Raw genomic sequence first — 18,265 nt, 5'->3', positions numbered from 1 at the left:
AGGGGCGTCCTGCGGATGCCCCTCCTCGGGCTGTGCCGGCCTGCCGCCGTCGAAGTGGGACAGGGCCGGGAACACGGACACGCGGGGCGCGGCGCTCTAGAGGCCGGGTGCCCCCCATACCGGGAACCACCGGGACAGGTCCTTTTCCACGCGCAGGTCGTCCCGTACGGCTGCCGACACTTCGAGTTCCAAGGCGCTGTCGCGTTTGTCGTGCGTGCCGGGGACCGGTGCGAAGGGATAGAAGGTGCCACGCTTGTACAGGTAGACCAACGCCAGGCTGCGGCCGTCGTCGTGGTGGAACGCCACCAGGGAGCACAACAGCTGCGGACCGAAGCCGGAGCCCTCCAAGGCAGAGTTGACCGCGTGCAGGTCGGTGACCAGTGAGCCGATGTCGTCGGGGGCGCCGCAGCCGACCAGCCACGTGTACCCGTACGCGTCGCGGGTCTGCGTGAGGTCGCCCAACAATTGCTTCACGTCGTCGCGTACCGCGTCGAACGCGCCACCCTCGACCGACGCGAAGCACACCGAGCCGCTGCCGGTGGGGGTGAACCCGGCCGCGGCTTGGAGGGTGATCGCCGCCGACGGCAGCCCGAAGAGTTGGTCCAAGTCGGGCCGGACGGGCTTGTCGCGGCCGAGGAGGATGTCGAGGAAGCCCATCAGGCCGCCCGACCCAGTTCACCGGAGATGCGGGCGAGCTGCTCCAGGCGCCGTTCCAGGGTGGGGTGCGTGGCGAAAACGTTCGCCAGGCTCTCCTTGCTCGCGATCGCCGGCGCGAAGAAGAACGCGTTGAACGGCTCGGCTTTGCGTAGATCGCGTGTGGGGATCTTTGCCATCTGACCGCTGACCTTGGTCAACGCCGAGGCGAGCGCGGAGGGCCGGCCGGTGAGGAACGCGGCCGAGCGGTCCGCCGACAGTTCCCGGTAGCGGGACAGGGTGCGGATCAACACGAAGCTGAGTGTGTACACGACCACGCTCGCCGCCGTGACCATGAGCATCAGCACCGCCGTGTTCTGGTCGTTGCCGCGCCGGCTGAAGCCGCCGAACAGGCCGAACTGGATGCCGAACCGGGTCAACAGGCCGGCCAGTACGCCCAGGAACGACGCGATCGTCATCACCACGACGTCCCTGTGCGCGACGTGCGACAACTCGTGGGCCACGACGCCTTCGAGCTCTGCGGGCTCCAGGCGCCGCATCAGGCCGGTGGTCGCGCACACCACGACGTTCTTGCTGTTGCGGCCGGTCGCGAACGCGTTGGGTACGTCGCTGTCCGCAATCGCCACCTTGGGCTTGGGCATGTCTGCCAGCGCGCACAGGCGATCGATGGCGCCGTGCAGTTCGGGAGCCTGTTCGGGGGTGACCTCACGGGCACCCATCGCGAACACGGCGATGCGGTCGCTGAACCAGAACTGGGCGATGAACACGCTGCCGACCAGGATCACCGCGAGCGGCCACATGCGGCCGAGGGCCACCACGAGCACACCGACGAACACGACGTACAACAGGCCGAGCACGAACATCGTCACGAGCATGCGGGCGACCAGGCCGCGATCGGCCACGAACCGGGTGCGGCCGTCGGTGACGGTACCTGTTCTGCGCATCGAAACCTCCTCGCGAGTGCCCGGACACGTTCGGCGCTCGCTCGGACGCAAGTGAAACCTCGAAGCGGGTGAAGGGCGCTCTTCTTCGATTCTGCCTCGCGGAACACGGAAACAACGGCGCAACGGCGTGCGATCCGGAATCCGAGGCGGGAAGCGGGATGTCATCTCGATGTAGTGGCCACGCTTAGTGGAAGCCCCATGCTCGCCGTCACCAACCGTCCCCGAGAGCACGTCCACGCCGGCGCCTGGTGCAGCCCGCGCGGACCGGTCGGACGCGGACGCACGCTTGATCGAACGGACCCGGGTCGACCTCCGGCGCGTCAGGCGTTGCGGAAGGGCGGTCCGTCGCGCATGACGGCGCAGGAGGCAAAACGGGGGAGGAGCGAGGCCGGGCGTGGGGTTCCCGGCCGCCACCGCCGGCGACCGAGTCGCCACGGCAGTTCCGAGCGCCTGGCCGGCTTCGGCCGCCGCTGCGGCTCGACACCCTCGTCAGGAGGTGAGGAGCCGCAGCAGGCTCGCTCGGTTCGGCCCGGCCGTCCCCGCCGTGTCCGCGGGTTCGGGTCGCGCGGTGTCGATCCTTGCCCGGATGTCCGGGCGCGCGAGCACGTCCCGGGGGAGTGCCAGGCAGGTTGCGCTTTCCAGAAGGGCGCGGAAGACCTCGGCGTCGCGGAAAGCCGCCGCGCCGAAGGGGCTTGGGGCGGGGGCGGCGGTTCGGTCGGGGGACATCGCTGCGGCGCGTGCGCGGTCGGCGTGGATCTGGTCGTGATGGAAGGGCGTGACGACCCGTTCGGTGGCCTCGTCCCACACGAGCGGGAAACCGGCCGGGTCGTCCGCGCATCGGCGCACCACGTCGCGCAGCAGTTGGGCCTGGACCAAGCCGACGCTCAGCCCTCGGGCGGCGGTGGGGTTGGTGCATGCCCACGCGTCGCCGACGGCCGCGAAGCCGGTGGCTACCGGGTGGCCGTTCACCACGAATCGTCGTCGGCGGTCGAGGATGCCGGCCATCACCACGATGTCGGTGACCGGTACGCCGTCCAGCCAGTGAGCCTGAGCCGGGCAGGCTCGGACCACCCGGGTGAAACAATCGGGCTCGCGCAGTGCCTTGAGCGGTGCGTCACCGGTGGTGGCGACGACGGTGACCGACCACGTGTCGTTGTCGCCGGGAATGGTCAGCAGCGCGAACGTGTCGTACGGCGTGTAGGGCGCGCTCCGTCGGACGGGCTGCCGCGGACCGGTGAAGTAGCGCGTGTAGTAGGCGAATCCGCCGTCCTGGGACTCGACGAGCGGAGCCGGCGCCCCGATGTCGGTCAGCCAGCGCGCCGAGGCGGTCCGGCGGCCGGTCGCGTCGATCACCAGGTCGGCGTGGAACTCGGTGCCGTCGGTGGTGCGTACGCCGATCACGTGGGCGATATCCGGGAGGATCGGTGCGCCGGTGAGCAGGCCGGTGATCGTGGTGCCCCGATGGACGCGTATCCCGGCGGCGACGGCGGCCGACGCGAACACCGCCTCGACGACGGGGCGTCGGCCGGTCAGGAAGCGGAAGCGGTCGTCGTCGGGCCGGGGGACGTAGTCGGCGACGCTCGGGGGCAGCGGGTGCAGCGCGTTGCCCTCGAAGCAGCCGGCTGCCACGAGCAGGTCGATCACCTCGGGCAGTTCCTCGGCGAGCACTCCGCGAAACCGGGGCAGCAGGTTGTGCGGCTGGCGAAACTGGGCCACGCCTCGCCGCTGCCACGCCGTCCACGCCTGCGCGGGATCATCCGGCGGAACGGACGGGTCGCCTTCGTACACGGTCACCTCGTGCCCGTCGCGTGCCAGCATCAGGGCCGTGGCCAGACCCACCACGCCGGCGCCACAGATGACGATCGATGCCATCGGACCCCCACCTCCGTCGATCCGACACGGTGACACGCGGATCGGCGGCGACGCGACCCATTTTGCCCGTCCCGGTCACGGCCCCGGCGGGGGCCGGGCTCGACCACCGTCGCCCTTCGGGGCAGTGCGCCCGGCATCGTTCGGGACGCTGACCCCGGGACTCGTCGGCCTCGCGCCAAGGCGTGCGCGCCGAACCGACCGATGGGTTTCCCCGGTATCCACGTGTCGAGCAGATTCACCTGAACCGCACCCGAGCCGCCGTGCCGTGCACGGCCCGCGAGCACCCGGTGAACGGGACCTGACCGGGTTGCCGCCACGGGCTGACGCGAGAGAGGACGGGATCGGTGTGAAACTGGGCACGGAAGGGGTGATCCCCGTGTCGGACACATCGCACGCGTCCTCCGGTCCCGACACCGCCGTCGACGAGAATCGGCTGGAAGAGCTGATCATCGAGGCGCAGACTGCCCTGCCGGTCGAACTGCCCGCCTTGGCGAACCGGGGCGCCTGTGCCCTTGGCCTGGACAACGCGTTGATCTACCTCGTCGACCTGCAACAACAGCTGCTCATCCCACTCGACGAGGCCTTGGAGTCGCTGCCGGTGGATCGCTCGTCGGCCGGCTGGGCGTATCGCACGGTCTCCCCGCAGGTGGCCGAGGCCGACGACGGCTTGATCCTCTGGATGCCTCTGGTCGATGGTTCGGAGCGGCTGGGCGTGCTGGCGGTGCGGACCGCCTCGCTCGACGGGGTGCGGATGCGCCGCAGCCGGATGCTGGCCCATTTGTTCGCCATGCTGATCACCTCCAAGCGCGCCTACAGCGACTGGCTCGCCGCCCGCACCCGCACTGCGACCATGCGGATGCCCGCCGAGATGCTGCGGGCCTTCCTGCCACCCCGCACCATCGGCAGCAGCAGGTGCGTATCGACCGCGGTCCTGGAACCGGCGTACGACGTCGCGGGCGACGCCTTCGACCACTCGGTGGTCAAGAACATCCTGCACACCATGATCCTCGACGCCATGGGTCACGACGTGAACGCCGGCCTGACCACGTCGGTCGCCATGGCGGCGGCGCGCAACGCCCGCCGGGGCGGTGCCGACCTGGCCGACATCGTCGGCTCTGTCGACCAGGCGCTCGCCCAGTGGCTGCCCGACTACTTCTGCACCGGCGTGCTGTGTCTGCTCGACGCCGAGACCGGGGTGCTGCGCTGGGTCAATTGCGGTCACCCCCCACCGTTGCTGATCCGTGCCGAGCGGGTGCTCGCCCGGGCGCTGGACAGCCCCCCACAGCCGCCGATCGGCCTGGCCGGTCCACTCGCCCCGGCAGCCCGGCAAGTCCACGAGGCGACCCTGGAACCGGGCGATTGCGTCCTGCTCTACACCGACGGTGTCGTGGAGGCTCGCGACGCGGACGGTGCGGAGTTCGGCCTCGACCGGTTCACCGATTTCATCATCCGCTCATACTCCGCCGGACAGCGCCCGGCCGAGGTGCTGCGGCTGCTCATCCACGCCATCCTCGATTACCAGCGCAACCAACTGCGGGACGACGTGACCATCCTGCTCTTCGAATGGAATCCGGAGCATTGGTGATCGGGACGGGCACGGCGGGGCGTCGACCGAGGTCGAGAGATCGCACGGATGCCATGGTCGCCTGTGCGGCGGGCGTCGGCCGGGTGGGCCCGGACGGATCCGAGTCCCACCCGACCCCCGGCCCCCGGGGTCAGTTCTTGAGGAACTCGATGAGGTCCTTGTTGAACTTCTCCTTGTCGCCCGGGACGAGGGCGATGCCGTGGGAGCCGCCCGGGTAGACCTTCAGGGTCGCGTCCGGGATGATCTTCGCGCTCTTGCGGCCGGTGGCGTCGATGGGCACGACCTGGTCGTCGTCGCCGTGGACGACGAGCGTGGGCACGTCGAACTTCTTCAGGTCCTCGTGGAAGTCCGTGTGGGCGAAGGCGTCGACGCACGCGACGCCGCCCTGGATGGTCTCGGCCATGGCCATGTACCAGAACGCGTCCTTGTTGCCCTGGGTTGCCTTGTTGCCGTCGCGGTTCGCGGAAAAGAACCCGACCGCGGTGTCCTTCCAGAACTGCGAACGCTCCGCGATGATCCCCTTCTTGATGTCGTCGAAGACGGACTGCGGCACACCCTCCGGGTTGTCCGGGCCCTGGAGCATGAGCGGCGTGATCGCGGAGAGCAACACGGCCGACTTGACCCGGCTCGTGCCGTGGCGCCCGATGTACCGGGCGAGTTCGCCACCGCCCATCGAGTGCGCGACGAGAGTGACGTCGCGCAGATCCAATCGGGTGATGAGATCGTTGAGGTCGTCGGCGAAGGTGTCGAAGTCGTAGCCCTCGAACACCGGAGTCGAGCGGCCGTGACCGCGTCGATCGTGGGCGATGCCGCGGAATCCGGCGTCGGCGACGGCCTTCAGTTGGTCCTGCCAGGCGTCGCCGTTGAGCGGCCAGCCGTGGATGAACACCACAGGGCGGCCGCTGCCCCAGTCTTTGTAGAAGATCTCGACACTGTCACGCGTGGTTACCGTGGGCATGCTGGAATCCTTCCGGTGGTAGCCGGCGGAGCGGGCGACGGCCCGCTCCGGCGGGCGCGTATCACGCGACGAGGGCGGACAAACATCGCGGGGACACCCACCGGGCGCACCGGTGTGCGGACGACGGGCTCGGATTCCGGCAACCCCCGACGATCCATCCCTGTTCGGTAGCGGTCCACGTCCCGTTGCCGGCCGGGCACGCGTCGGGGCCGTCACCGATGACGACGGTGACGGCCCCGAGCGATCGCAGGCGTGAGTCAGTCCTCAAGGGCGTCCTTGACGTGTTCGCCGGCCTGCTTGAGGTCGCCCTTTGCTTGGTCGGCGTGGCCTTCGGCTTCGAGGCGCTCGTTGCCGACCGCGTGTCCGGCGGTCTCCTTGACCTTGCCCTTGACCTTGTCGGCGGTGTTGCCGGCCTTCTTCGCGGCGCTCATGAGTACTCCTGCGGGATCGACGGTGACGACCCACACCTGCCCCCGCATGCCCGGACCACACGCGCTCGCGGGAGCCGGGCACGTCGGGGGCGGATCGCTCAAAGGAGTCGGCCCGAGGTCGCGGTCGACCGGACTTCCGCGACGGCACCCGGTAGGCGTTGACGTGCCGCAGCGCGGCCACGGCGGCCGCGGGCCACCCGCATCAGGGTCCTGACCTCCGGGCGCGGGTGGGGGCGTGGGAGCGCGGTGGCCGGGTCCGATCGCGCGAGTTCCGTTTGCGATCGGAGCCGGCGAAGTCCGGCTTTCCTAGCCTGGGGTCGCCTCACCGGATCGACCACAGGAGCCACTCGTGAACCCCGTGAACTCGACGCCCGTCGTCACCGACTCCCCGGCCGCCCCCGCCGCGTTCGACCGCACCGGCGAATCCCCGCTGGCCATGGCGCTGCGTCGGGTCGCCGCCGAGTCCGAGGCGGGCGGTCCGCGCATCGGCTACAACAGCTTCGTCGGCGGCGAGTAGCAGTCACCCTCGATCGACCGGCGCATGACGCCGGGCGGTCGACGGAACGGCTGATGCCCCGGCGGACCTCGGATGCCCCCGAGGTCCGCCGGACCCGGCCGGGTACCCCCCACCCGCACGGATCGCGCCGGTGCAATCCTCGGAACCACCCGGAGCAGACACTGTGGTCAACCTCGAAGCTCCCGTACGCAGACCGGCGGAATGGCCGGCCGACCTGCTGGATCCCGACAGCCCGGGCACGACGTGGCAGCCGGTGCCCTTCACCCACTTCGTGGTGAAGATGCACAGCCGCTGCAACCTCGCGTGCGACTACTGCTACCTGTACGAGATGGGCGACGAATCCTGGCGGTCGAGCGCCAAGACGATGTCGACGGCGGTGGTGGACCGTACCGCCGCCCGTATCGGCGAACACGTGCGCGCCCACGGGCAGGAGCGCGTGCAGCTGATCGTGCACGGCGGCGAGCCGCTGCTCGCGGGACCGGCACTGATCACGCGGATGGCCGAGGCCGTGCGCCGAGAGGTGCCGGCGGGCACGCACGTCTCCTTCGGCGTGCAGACCAACGGTCTGCTCCTGAACGACCGCATGCTCGACGCCCTGCACGCACTGGACTTCCGGGTCGGCGTGAGTGTCGACGGCGGCGAACTCGCCAACGACCGCCATCGGCGCTTCGCCGACGGGCGCGGGAGCCACGCGGCGGTGACCGAGGCGGTCGCCAGGCTGCGTGATCCGTCGCGGCCGGGACTGTTCGGCGGGCTGCTGTGCGTCATCGACGTGGCGAACGATCCGGTCGAGGTGTACGAGTCGCTGCTGACGCACGAGCCGCCGATGCTCGACTTCGTGCTACCGCACGGGAACTGGACGTCTCCGCCGCCACTGCGCGAGGAGGGGTCGAGCCGCACACCCTACGGCGACTGGATCGTGCGGGCCTTCGATCGCTGGTACGACGCACCGCGCCAGGAGACCCGGGTCAAGCTGTTCGAGGATCTGCTGAGTCTGGTGCTCGGCGGCCACACCCGGTCCGAACAGGTGGGGATCGGGCCCGCGACCACCGTGACGATCGACACCGACGGTGGGATCGAGCAGGTGGACACGATCAAGTCGGCGTTCGACGGCGCGGCGGCCACGGGATTGTCGGTGCTCACCGACCCGCTGGACGCGGCGCTGCGGCACCCGGCGGTGGTGGCTCGCCAGATCGGGATCGAGGGCCTGTCGCCGACGTGTCGCTCATGTTCGATCCGCGATGTCTGCGGCGGCGGATTCTTCATCCACCGCTATCGCGCGGGCAGCGGGTTCCTGAATCCCACGGTGTACTGCCCGGACATGATGCGGATCATCGCGCACGTGCGGACCAGGATCGCGAAGGATCTGGCGAGCGCGCCGGCAGGCGGGTGAGGACACGCCGTGACTCATCGGGGTGGCGCGGGACGGTCCGGATCCGTCGCGCGCCCGCCGATGGTCTGTGAGGGAGGCCGGTGATAGGCGGCCCGGTAGTGGGCGGCGAAGTGTCGGCGCTCCGGGAAGCCCCACGCGGCGGCGATCCCGGTGACGGTTCCACTCGCCCGGCCCTGAGCCACGGCCACGAGGTCGGCGTGCGCGCCGGCCAGGCGGATCCGGCGCAGATGACCCATCGGGGTGGTGTCCAAGTGGACGCGGAACTGTTCCTGAAGGGTGCGCACACTCACCCGGGCGGCCGCGGCGATGTCCGCGACCGAGATCGGCTTCCCGGCGTGTGCCTCGCAGTACGTGAGGGCACGTTGCAGCGGGCCGGTGCCCCGGACCGGCGCCGAGCGCCGGATCGCTTCGGAGAGGCGATGCGGTTGGACGGCCAACAGGCCGTGCACGAGCGCCAGTTCGAAGTGTGCTACGGCCAAGGGGGATTCGGCGAAGAACCCGCTGTCGGCCTCCTCGACGAACCGTCGGGCGACCCGCATCCAGGTGCGTGCCTCGGGGACGCGCAGGTCGAACCCGGCCCGAAAGCCGAGCGGTTCGTCGGCAGTCTCGCCGATCTGGTCGCGCACCGCCCGGGCCACCACCTGCCGGGGGACGCAGAGCATTCGGGTGTCGGTGTCGGCGTCCCAGTGGGCGACCACGACCTGTCCGGGGTTGACCACGCTCGGGGAGAACGGCTGCATGCCGCCCTCGACGTTGAGCGAGGCTCGCCCGTGGTGTTCGAGGCGAATGATGTAGAGATCGGGTGGCTCGGCGGGACAGATCATCACGTCGGTGCCGTAGCTGAGGTCGTACGCCTTCACCGCTCCCTGGTGCAGGACCCGAAAGCGAGCGTCCAGCTGTCTGCGGCCCACCACCTCCATTGCGTGTCGGGTGAAGTGGGCGTTGAGCAAAGGGTGCAGCAGCGACTGGTCACCGCCCCGGTAGAGCTCGTGTCCCCGCGCGGGAGCGGGTGCGACCGCCTCGGTTCTCGAATCGAGGTGCGCGGCATCGGGATGGGCCATCTTGCTCTCCTCCGCGGCTCGCGTGCAGTCACGCGGGATGGGGGACCCCGCGCGACACTCGGTTCGATTCTCGGGCGCGACACGGGCCTGAGGCGAGGCCGAGGACCGCGCCTGATCAGCCAATTCGCGCGGTCCGCGGAGCCGAACCGGCCCACGGCACGAACGGCGCGCCACGCCGAGCCAACTTCCCGGAGAGGAAGCAGTGTTCGAGACATCGACCTCCGACGCGTCTTGGTCCACCGACTCGACATCGAACCGCGCCGAGCCGGCCCGGGTCGCCGAACTCGCCCGAGACCTGGCCGAGTCGGGCCTGCGACCCGGCGACACGGTGATGGTGCACAGTTCCCTGCGCGCCGTGCGCGGTCGAGGCCGACCCGGGGCCTGGTCGCGGGATCTCCGGTCGGCGTTCCGGGTCGTGCTCGGCGGCGACGGAACCCTGGTGGTGCCCGCGTACACGCCGGAGAACTCGATCACCTCCCAGGCGTTCACGGACGCGACGGCCGGCCGGACGGTCGAGGAGTTGGCCGGCTATCTGCACCGGCCGTTCGACGCGAACGCGTCGGTGTCGGCAGCGGTGGGCGCGTTCGCCGAGTCGATTCGTGCCGACCGGGGGGCACTGCGCAGCGACCATCCGCTGGCCTCGGTCGTGGCACTGGGTGGCCGAGCCGAAGAGGTCACCCGAGGTCACGGGAGGACGCATTTCGGCCCGGATTCGCCGATGGGTCGGTTGTACGACACGCAGGCCAGGGTGCTCGCGATCGGCGTCGGGTGGGGCGTCGTTTCCGTGGCACACCTGGCGGAATACCGACACCGTCATCGGTCGCAGCGCCGCTACATCTGCAAGATCGCCGCCTCGCACGGGAGTTCGTGGTGCTCCTTCTCCGACGTGGCACTGAGCGACCACGACTTTCCGGAGCTGGGGCGGGACTTCGAGAAGCGGCATCCCGGGGCGATCACTCGCGGCCGGGTGGGCGCGGCGCACGCCTTCCTGGTACCGGTCCGGCCGTACGTGGATTTCGCGACCGCCTGGATGGACATCCATCGAGCACCGCCGGCGGGCGCCGGCGGGTAGCGGACCGGAGTTCGCCTCGCGCCGCCGTCACGGGCCGTGTTGGGCGATCGAGGCTCGGATCGCGTCGGCGTGCGGACCCTCCCACCACGGTACGGAGCGCACCAGCAGCGGTCTGCCGCCGCTGATCTGCACCAGCATGCGATCACGCGGCAGCGCGGCCACGTCTGCCACGTCGAGTACGACCTCGGGCCGGCTTGCCCTGGTCACCGTCGAGCCCCACCAGGCCGAGGACGCGTGCGTGACGGCGGTGGTACCCGCCTCGAACCGGCCGGAGAAGGCCGATTGGGCCCGGAGCATCGCGTCCTCCGAGCCGCCGGCCCCATAGACCCGCACCGAGCAGGCGTTCCAGATCTTCGCCATGCCGGCCTCGCCCCATACGTGCACGCCCTGTGCCCAGGACTGGAGCATCATCATCACCACCACGCCCCGGGACCCGTAGTGGGAGAGCCGATCGGGCAGGATCGGCAGCGGCGCGGTGTTGGCGGCCTCGTCCATCACCACCAGGAAGGGGACGGGCAGTCGGCCGCCCGAGCACGCCGCCGCACGATATTCGGCGGCGACCAGCATGGCCCCGGTGAGCAGCGTGGCGGCGGGATTCGCACGTTCGTCGTCCACCCTGGAAAGAATGTAGAGCGTGTCGGTGCCGAGGGCGAACTCCACGAAATCGAACTCCTCGCGCCCCTCGCCCGGAGTGATCCAGGGCAGCACCTCGGGAGCCGCCAGCCAGGACACGAGTTGCACGGCAGTTCCGTAGACGCCCGCCCGCTGGTTCGCGGGGAGACTTCGGTTCGCCGCACACGCCTCGGCGGCCAGAAGGTTGCCCGCGCCGCGCAAAATGCTCTCCGGCTCGTCGTCGTCGGGGCGCAGCAACCAACGTCGCACCGCGGTGATCGGTTGTTTGTCCAAGCTGGCGGCGAGCAGGAACATCGCCAGCAGGTTCTGCGCCGCCGGCTGGAAGTACCCGTCCGAGCGCATCTGTTGGTCGTGTTGGGTGAACGCGATCAGACCCGCGACGCCGACCGCGTCCTTCATGTTGCCGGCCACCATGCCCAGTGGATCCCAGAACCAGCTGGGAGGCTCGTGTGCGACGTCGTGTGGATCGAAGACCCACACCCGACCGCTTCGTCGACGCACCTCGCGGGTGGCGTCGACCACGTCCCGCTTGCACGATGTGACCACCAGCGCGCCCGGGGCGGAGACGACGTTGGGGATGACCCGGCAGGTGGTCTTGCCGGTGCGCGGCCCGCAGATGTCCACCTGGACGTCCTCCCACGAGCCCCACACGTCGCGCCCGCCGCGCACGCTGCGGCCGACGTACACCCCGGGCGTCGACAGGGGGTACGCGATCCGCGCCGCCGAGGCGCGCACGCTTTCGGTGCCGACCCGCCGGACGTCGGCACGACGTGTCCACAGCCGAGCGGTGGAGTCCACGTGCCGGCGCCGATCGCGGTCGCGGAGGTAGCCGAGCAAGGGCACGTCGATCGCGGCGAGCAGCAGCAGCAGGCCGATCGAGAGCACGATCACGTCCGGCGGTGGGAAGCGGGAGGTGTCCGGATCGCCGTAGGCGCGGAGCAGTTCGGCTCCGGTCGGTTGCCGGCCGGTACGGGCGGCCAGGAGTTCGGCGGCCAGGGGCGGGAGTAGGAGCACCGTGACCAGATTGCCGATGAGGAGGAGCTTGGCCAACCACATGCCGGTGATGTCGGGGCCGCGGCGGCGGATGGTGCCGGTCATCTGTCTTCCTTGTCCGGACGTGGCGAAGCCAGGTCCAGGGGGTCCGGCCGGGGCGGGCCGGAGCGGTCTCGACGACGGGCCTCGCCCCGCCACGAACCGCTTCGCGTTGCGAGCCGACGAACCCGATGCGAGGGAGGTGCGTGGGTGGACGCGTGGACGCACAGCGCAGCACGACGGTCCCGCGGAGAGCCGTGTCGACGAGGCGTTTCGCGCGAACCGGTACTTCACCGCGCTGTCCTACCCCCTTGGTCGGGGGTAGTGCACCTGCGCGCCACGCCGTCGCGAGCACGCACGGCCGTCCTCCGCCATGAACGTGGCGCTCCGAGCGTCGGTTGCCCCGCCACCCCCTGCGCGGGTCGCCTCAGTTCGTCGTCGGTGTCTGCGGTTGGTCGCCGAGGGAGATCAGCAGGGTGCGGAGGAGCCGCTCGAATTGTTTGCGCTCGGTGGGGGCCAGGCCGCGGAGGAGGCGTTCCTCGTTCGCCAAGTGGTGTTCTACGAGGTCGTCGGTGGCGCGGATGCCCGCGTCCGTCAGGGAGATGAGGACGCGGCGCCGGTGGGTGGGGTCGACCTCGCGGTCGACGAGGCCCTTGTCGACGAGCCGGTCGACGCGGTTGGTGAGCGCCGCCGAGCTGACCATCGCGGCCGCGCTGAGCTCTCCCGCGCTGACGGTGTACGGCGGGCCCGAGCGGTAGAGCGTCGCGAGGACGTCGAACTCCCACGGCTCGACGCCGTACTGCGCGAAGTGCTCTTTGAGGGCCCGTTCGAGCAGGCGGGACGCACGCGACAGGCGGCCGATCACGGCCATCGGCGAGCAGTCGAGGTCGGGCCGCACCTGCCGCCACTGCCGGATGATCGCGTCCACGCCGTCGCCCGTTGGGGTTGCCGCCATGCGTCCTCCCTTGTGGGGTCCTGCCTTGTCCGACCGGCCGTCGAACCGACTTCGCCACGAGGCTAACACTTTGACATCGAAATTTTTGACATCACGGCAGCTCGGTGTCTAATATTTCGACATCGAAATTTTCGATCCAGTGCTCGACCACAGCGCTCGGCTTCCGCGAAAGGGTGATCCCCGTGAAGGTCCTTCTCATCGGCGCCTCCGGCTACATCGGCTCCGCCGTCTCCGCGCACCTGGCTGACGCCGGTCACCAGGTGGTCGCGCTGATACGTGCCGCCGACCGCCCGGACGCCGGACACGAGCAGCGCGTCGGAGACCTGGCCGACCCCGCCTCACTCACCCGCGCGGTCACCTCCGACATCGACGCCGTCGTCAACCTCGCGCCCCCGACCGGCGACGCCGCAGTGGACGCCGCGGCGGTCACCGCGCTCACCGATCCGCTGCGTGGCAGCGGGCGCGCATTCGTGTACGCGAGCGGCGTATGGGTCCTCGGCGCCACCGGCCCGGACGCCGCCGACGAGAACGCCCCCGTCAACCCACTGCCGATCGTTGGATACCGCCCGGCAATCGAGCGCCAGGTGCTCGACACCGCCGACGCCGGCGTGCGGGCAACGGTGATCCGCCCCGGCATCGTGCACGGAAACGGCGGCGGCATACCCGCGCTGCTCGTCGAACTCGCTCGCAAGCACGGGACTCCGACGTACGTCGGCGACAAGGCCGTGCACTGGCCGATGGTGCACGTCGACGACCTGGCCGACCTGTTCGTCACCACCGTCGAGAAGGCGCCCCCCGGCAGCCTGTGGCACGGTGTCGCCGAATCCGCGGTCCCGGTACGCGACCTCGCGGCGGCGGCCGGAGCGGCCGCCGGGGTCGACGGCGAGCCGCGGTCGTGGCCCCTGGAGGACGCCCGCGCGGAACTCGGCGCACCGTTCGCCGACGCGCTCGCCCTCGACCAGACCGTGAGCGGGGATGCGGCGCGCGAAAGCCTCGGCTGGCTGCCGCGGCGCGCGGGAGCGGTCGCCGACGTACGCGAACTCTCGTACCCGCAGGTGGACACGAACGGCATCGAGGTGTTCGGTGCGGCGGACGGGCAGCAGGCCGACGTCGAGGCCATCGTGCGCTTCGTGGCGGGCGTCCAGTACGCGCAGCAGAACGAGCTCGTCGACGCGTTCATGAGCAACTTCCGCAAGCAGTACCCGGTGTGGACGACCGCGCACGGCAAGCGGCTGTCGGGCTGGGACGAGATCGACGCCTTCACGCGCCAGGTGTTGCCCGGCGCGATGAAGCAGTCGACAGCCACCTACGAGGTCGTGCGCATCCTGTTCGTCCGCCCGGATGTCGCCGCTGTCAACGTCCGCCAGCGGCCGGTCGCCCTCGACGGGCAACCCATCGCGGATCGGCCGGAAGGCCGCCCGATGTACGTCCTCGCCAAGGACAACGGCCGCTGGCGGATCGCGGCCGCGCAGAACACCCAGGTCTTCTCCGGCTGACCCGCCGGACGCCTACCCGTCACGGCCCGACTCCGATGGCGTCCCCTCGGAGTCGGGCCGGCCCATCGGGTCCGCAATGCTCGCCCACCGGTCCGGGGTCGCTCCACGCCGGGGACTCGACCTCACCATCGGCCGACACCTGCGACTGAACCTTCGGTGCTCACCGCCGACCTCGGCGACCCGGCCGAACTGCTCGCACTGCCCGAGGTACGCGCCCGGATCGACCTGTCGCAGCCGGTCGGCCTGATCCTGCTCAACGTGACGCACCACATCGTCGACGACGCGGCGGTCGCCAAGGTCGTGGACGGGTACAAGGGCGCCGTCGCCCCGGGTTCGGGGTTGCTGCTCGCCCAGTTCTGACAAGTCGGTCGAGCCGGAGTCGGCCGCGCTCGAAGAGGTCGCCCTCAAGGCGCTCGGCAGCGGCAAGTTCCGCACGATGGCCGAGATCGAGGCGTTCTTCGACGGATGGGAGATCGCCGAGCCGGGCGTCGACTACATGGCGAAGTGGCGCCCGGAGACGCCGCTCACCGGCATGTGGGCGGGCCGGTTGCCGACAAACCGGCTTCGGGAAGTGCGCGGGAATGTCTACGGGACGCGCACCCTCGACGTGCATCTGGTCCACGCCGATCTGCGGCGGCTGAAGGGGGAAGCGTCCAACTAGTCGATCGGGAATCGATAGACCGTCGACTCCCGAACCTGGAAGCCGAGACGCTCATACAGCCGGTTCGCTGCGACACGATCCGGCCGGGAAGTGAGATCCACCGTCCGGGCGCCCGCATCCCGAGCGATCCGCACGGCCTCCTGGGTGAGGAGTGCCGCGACTCCCCGGCCCCGCGCCGCACTGTCGACAACCACGTCTTCGACGCGGGCCCGCAATCCGGACGGCAGGGGCAACAGCACCAGAGTCAGGGTGCCGACGATCGCCTCGGATGTCCGGGCGACAAGCACAGTGTTGGCGTCCCACGTCACCATCCGGTCGATGGCTTCGTGGTCCAGGGGCTTGGCCGTCGCGGACAGCTGCGGCAGCAGCCGGCTGAAGGCATCGACGAGTTCCTGACCGACTTCCCGGATGAGCTCTACGCGCACGTCCATGCCGGAAGCGTAACCGTCGATCGGGGCCGTATCCGGCATACCGGCCGGGCACGGGTGCATCGACGCGTCGATCGCCAAGTGCCGCCACGCCGCAGCGCCTGATTCAACGGGCCTGGAACCGGCCGGTTGCGAGGAACTGCCGATACATGTCTACCGGGCCACCGACTCGTCTTGCGGCCGTCCCCTGTCGACGGCCGCCCTGCCGGACCCATGGGCCTGCGGGGCGGCCGTCGCACCATGACCGTCAGCTGTCCGAGCGGAACGCCCCGTGGACGCGCAGGTCGCCGTTGATCGCTACCTTGTCGTCGTTGGTGTGCACGATCCAGGCGTCTCCGGTGCGGACCGACAGGTGCCCGTTGGCGTTCACCTTCCCGATGAACAGCGACTCCCCGCTGACGCGCAGGTCGCCGTTGATCGAAACCTTGCCGTCGTTGGTGTGCACGATCCAGGCGCTTCCGTCGCGGATCGACAGGTGCCCGTTGGCGTTCACCTTCCCCTCGAACTGCGACTCCCCGTGGACGACGAGCTTGAACTGTGGGTGGTCGGTCGTCAGTTTGCCCCTGACCGTCAGGTCGCTCGCGTCGACCGCACCTCCGACTTCGAGGTTCCGCAGGGGCCGGACATCACCGTGGACGGTGAGGTCGCCGTTGGCGGTGAGGTCGCCGCCGACGGCGACATTCCGGTTGGCATTGACCTCGCCCTCGGCGTCCAGCCGGCCGTGGACGATCAGCCGCGGGGGGCCGTCCTGTGTCTCCAGCACGTTGTTCACGGTCAACCCGCCCTGGAGGGTGAGGCGTTCCTTGACCAAGGCCCGGTGGGTGACCAGGTCGTTCAGGTCCGCCTTGTCGGCTGCGACGGTTCCCCACTGACGGTTTCCGGCGCCCTGGTACACGTTCAGTCCGGCGGGCGGGAACGAGATCCATCCGTCGTCGGACGTGCGTCCCTGCACCCACTCGGTGTTGATGCCGTTCAGGTCGGCCTTGTCGGCGGCGACGGTTCCCCACGCCTGCGTTCCGTCCTTGCGTACGTTCACGCCGGATTGCGGAAACTCGATCCATCCCTTGCCGGCGTCGCGGTCGCCCACCCACCCGGTGTTCACACTGTTCGCGCCGACCTTGTCGGCCGTGACAGTCCCCAGGTCGCCTCCTCCGCCATGGCCGACCCTGATCCCGTCGTGTGGGAACTCGATCCACCCGGCATCGCCGTCGCGGCCCCGCACCCGTGTGGCGGTCACGGTCTCGACGTCCGCGGTGGCGGCCGAGACGGTGCCGGGCGTGTCGGACTGGTCGCGGATCTGCGCTCCTTGCGGGGTGAAGGTGATCCGTCCCTTGTCGGTGGTGCCCTGGACCCACGGAGTGTGTACCCCGGCGGTGGCGGTCACGCTCTCGAACTCGGGGCTGCGCAGGTGGACGGTGGTGGTGAGGAAGTACCCCGGCTGCTGCCGGGTCCCGGAAGTGGCCACCAGGGTGTAGGTGGCGTCCCGCTTCGGCTCCTGGCCCGCCTTCGGAGACCACTGCCAGCCGGCCGCCCCCGTCCTCTGCGGGACGTTCTCCGCGAGGCCGTCCGGACCCACGATCTTGTACGCGAGGGTGTCGGGCCCCGCCCACTGCAGGACGACATCCTTGCCCGCGGCCACCAGGGAATCCTTCGGGCGGAAGTTGCGCGGTACCTTGGGCGCGCGCTTGAGCAGGCTCAGGGTCACAGGGTTGCGCTGCACCACCGCGCCGCTCGCCGCCCTCTCCGTCACCTGCAACCGGACCAGCCCCGGGAGGTCGGAGACGGGGAAGCCGTCCAGTGCCAGGATCATGGAGCCGCCCTCCTTGAACAGCGCGTAGGGCCGAACGGACACGGTGAACACACCCGCACCCGCGTCCCAGACGGTTGTCGGCTCGTCCGCCTTGTCCGTCGCGGTGTTCTGTTCGACCCGTGCCTGGATCGCCTTCGGATCGGGCGTCAGATCACCGTCCTTGGGCCCGAAGGGCACCCGCACCTCGATGGAGCACCAGATCACGTCGCCCCTGTTCGGATTGGAGACGACGATGTAGACCGCCCCCCGGGACTCCTCGCCCGCCTCCGACACCTGGAGCGGAGCCGGATCGGTGAGGATTTCGTAACTCAATGAAGCCACCGTTGCAACCCCCTGCTTCGGTTTTGCGGGTGCACGCCCCCCACGGGCGCACACCTCGTCTTCCACAGCGATATCCCACCGGACGAGCCGAGACCCCCCGATTCGCCATGGCCGGCGCGAACGACATCCGTACTGGCCGAAACAGGGAACACACACGGTCCCGGGTGCGAGGTCGTCAGGGTGGGGCCCGGCGCGAACATCCGGCCGTCAGCCCGGCGGACCGCGGGGCGGTTCGCCGGGCCGCGGCATCAACCTCGGAGGCTCCCGATGGCGTGATACACCTCGCGGACCTGCTGCTCCGCGTCGAGCTGCTCCTCGACGCGGGCGATGTCGGTGTTGCGGGCGAGCCTGTGACCAGGGGTGATGCAAGGGAGGGGTGAGACGGATCTTCGGCGGAGTCTCAGTTGGTGGTGTCTCTCAGTGGCACCTTCACAGGCTTGTC

General features: G+C 70.1%; 16 protein-coding genes and 1 pseudogene. 7 read left to right on the top strand and 10 right to left on the bottom strand.

Going from position 1 to position 18,265, the window contains the following annotated elements; translation table 11 throughout:
- Positions 1–96: 96 nt before the first annotated feature.
- The 3 genes from ABZS54_RS03665 to ABZS54_RS03655 form a co-directional block, all read right to left on the bottom strand.
- Positions 97–657: a hypothetical protein gene (locus tag ABZS54_RS03665; protein ID WP_355530597.1), complete on the bottom strand. Its 561-nt coding sequence runs from the start codon at positions 655–657 to the stop codon at positions 97–99.
- Complete coding sequence (gene htpX, locus ABZS54_RS03660; RefSeq protein ID WP_355530594.1) at positions 657–1,598, bottom strand: zinc metalloprotease HtpX; 942 nt, start codon at positions 1,596–1,598, stop codon at positions 657–659. The genes ABZS54_RS03665 and htpX overlap by 1 nt, the downstream gene beginning before the upstream one ends.
- A 489-nt stretch (positions 1,599–2,087) precedes the next feature.
- On the bottom strand, positions 2,088–3,470 hold the full coding sequence (locus ABZS54_RS03655) for an FAD-dependent oxidoreductase (protein WP_355530591.1): 1,383 nt from the start codon (positions 3,468–3,470) through the stop codon (positions 2,088–2,090).
- Between the two features lie 376 nt (positions 3,471–3,846).
- On the opposite strand from ABZS54_RS03655, the gene ABZS54_RS03650 reads away from it, so the two are divergent.
- Positions 3,847–5,055: a PP2C family protein-serine/threonine phosphatase gene (locus ABZS54_RS03650; RefSeq protein WP_355530589.1), complete on the top strand. Its 1,209-nt coding sequence runs from the start codon at positions 3,847–3,849 to the stop codon at positions 5,053–5,055.
- 130 nt (positions 5,056–5,185) lie between these two features.
- Here the strand turns inward: ABZS54_RS03650 and ABZS54_RS03645 are convergent, their stop codons facing one another.
- Together ABZS54_RS03645 and ABZS54_RS03640 are read right to left on the bottom strand one after the other, a co-directional pair.
- Complete coding sequence (locus ABZS54_RS03645; RefSeq protein ID WP_355530586.1) at positions 5,186–6,013, bottom strand: alpha/beta hydrolase; 828 nt, start codon at positions 6,011–6,013, stop codon at positions 5,186–5,188.
- 257 nt (positions 6,014–6,270) lie between these two features.
- On the bottom strand, positions 6,271–6,444 hold the full coding sequence (locus ABZS54_RS03640) for a CsbD family protein (RefSeq protein ID WP_355530583.1): 174 nt from the start codon (positions 6,442–6,444) through the stop codon (positions 6,271–6,273).
- A 349-nt stretch (positions 6,445–6,793) separates the two neighbouring features.
- Here ABZS54_RS03640 and ABZS54_RS03635 point away from each other — a divergent pair, with 349 nt between their 5' ends.
- Together ABZS54_RS03635 and ABZS54_RS03630 are read left to right on the top strand one after the other, a co-directional pair.
- Complete coding sequence (locus tag ABZS54_RS03635) at positions 6,794–6,961, top strand: hypothetical protein (protein WP_355530580.1); 168 nt, start codon at positions 6,794–6,796, stop codon at positions 6,959–6,961.
- Positions 6,962–7,124: 163 nt separating this feature from the next.
- Positions 7,125–8,354, top strand: a complete 1,230-nt coding sequence (locus ABZS54_RS03630; RefSeq protein WP_355530577.1) for an FxsB family cyclophane-forming radical SAM/SPASM peptide maturase — start codon at positions 7,125–7,127, stop codon at positions 8,352–8,354.
- A 14-nt stretch (positions 8,355–8,368) separates the two neighbouring features.
- Here the strand turns inward: ABZS54_RS03630 and ABZS54_RS03625 are convergent, their stop codons facing one another.
- Positions 8,369–9,415 (bottom strand): AraC family transcriptional regulator, encoded by a 1,047-nt coding sequence (locus ABZS54_RS03625; RefSeq protein WP_355530574.1) that lies wholly within the window; start codon positions 9,413–9,415, stop codon positions 8,369–8,371.
- A gap of 202 nt (positions 9,416–9,617) precedes the next feature.
- Here ABZS54_RS03625 and ABZS54_RS03620 point away from each other — a divergent pair, with 202 nt between their 5' ends.
- Positions 9,618–10,487, top strand: a complete 870-nt coding sequence (locus tag ABZS54_RS03620; protein ID WP_355530571.1) for an AAC(3) family N-acetyltransferase — start codon at positions 9,618–9,620, stop codon at positions 10,485–10,487.
- Between the two features lie 27 nt (positions 10,488–10,514).
- Here the strand turns inward: ABZS54_RS03620 and ABZS54_RS03615 are convergent, their stop codons facing one another.
- Both ABZS54_RS03615 and ABZS54_RS03610 read right to left on the bottom strand, forming a co-directional pair.
- On the bottom strand, positions 10,515–12,218 hold the full coding sequence (locus tag ABZS54_RS03615; RefSeq protein ID WP_355530568.1) for a TraM recognition domain-containing protein: 1,704 nt from the start codon (positions 12,216–12,218) through the stop codon (positions 10,515–10,517).
- Between the two features lie 361 nt (positions 12,219–12,579).
- Positions 12,580–13,107, bottom strand: a complete 528-nt coding sequence (locus tag ABZS54_RS03610; RefSeq protein ID WP_355530565.1) for a MarR family winged helix-turn-helix transcriptional regulator — start codon at positions 13,105–13,107, stop codon at positions 12,580–12,582.
- Positions 13,108–13,289: 182 nt separating this feature from the next.
- Here ABZS54_RS03610 and ABZS54_RS03605 point away from each other — a divergent pair, with 182 nt between their 5' ends.
- The 3 genes and pseudogenes from ABZS54_RS03605 to ABZS54_RS03595 form a co-directional block, all read left to right on the top strand.
- Positions 13,290–14,603: an SgcJ/EcaC family oxidoreductase gene (locus ABZS54_RS03605; RefSeq protein ID WP_355530562.1), complete on the top strand. Its 1,314-nt coding sequence runs from the start codon at positions 13,290–13,292 to the stop codon at positions 14,601–14,603.
- Between the two features lie 156 nt (positions 14,604–14,759).
- A complete protein-coding gene (locus tag ABZS54_RS03600) occupies positions 14,760–14,963 on the top strand; it encodes an SAM-dependent methyltransferase (protein WP_355530559.1) in 204 nt (67 codons plus the stop codon).
- 73 nt (positions 14,964–15,036) lie between these two features.
- Positions 15,037–15,264 (top strand): annotated as a pseudogene (locus ABZS54_RS03595) (hypothetical protein); the annotation flags it as partial.
- Here ABZS54_RS03595 and ABZS54_RS03590 read toward each other — a convergent pair.
- Entirely contained in the window at positions 15,261–15,695 is a 435-nt protein-coding gene (locus tag ABZS54_RS03590; protein WP_355530667.1) for a GNAT family N-acetyltransferase, read from the bottom strand. The pseudogene ABZS54_RS03595 and the gene ABZS54_RS03590 sit on opposite strands and share 4 nt — an antisense overlap.
- Positions 15,696–15,939: 244 nt before the next feature.
- Positions 15,940–17,814, bottom strand: coding sequence for a hypothetical protein (locus tag ABZS54_RS03585; protein WP_355530556.1), 1,875 nt, complete (start codon positions 17,812–17,814; stop codon positions 15,940–15,942).
- Between the last annotated feature and the right edge of the window lie 451 nt (positions 17,815–18,265).

Origin of the sequence: Embleya sp. NPDC005575 (assembly GCF_040605455.1) — a bacterium.
GTDB lineage: Bacteria > Actinomycetota > Actinomycetes > Streptomycetales > Streptomycetaceae > Embleya.
This window is presented reverse-complemented; position numbering and strand designations above follow the sequence as displayed.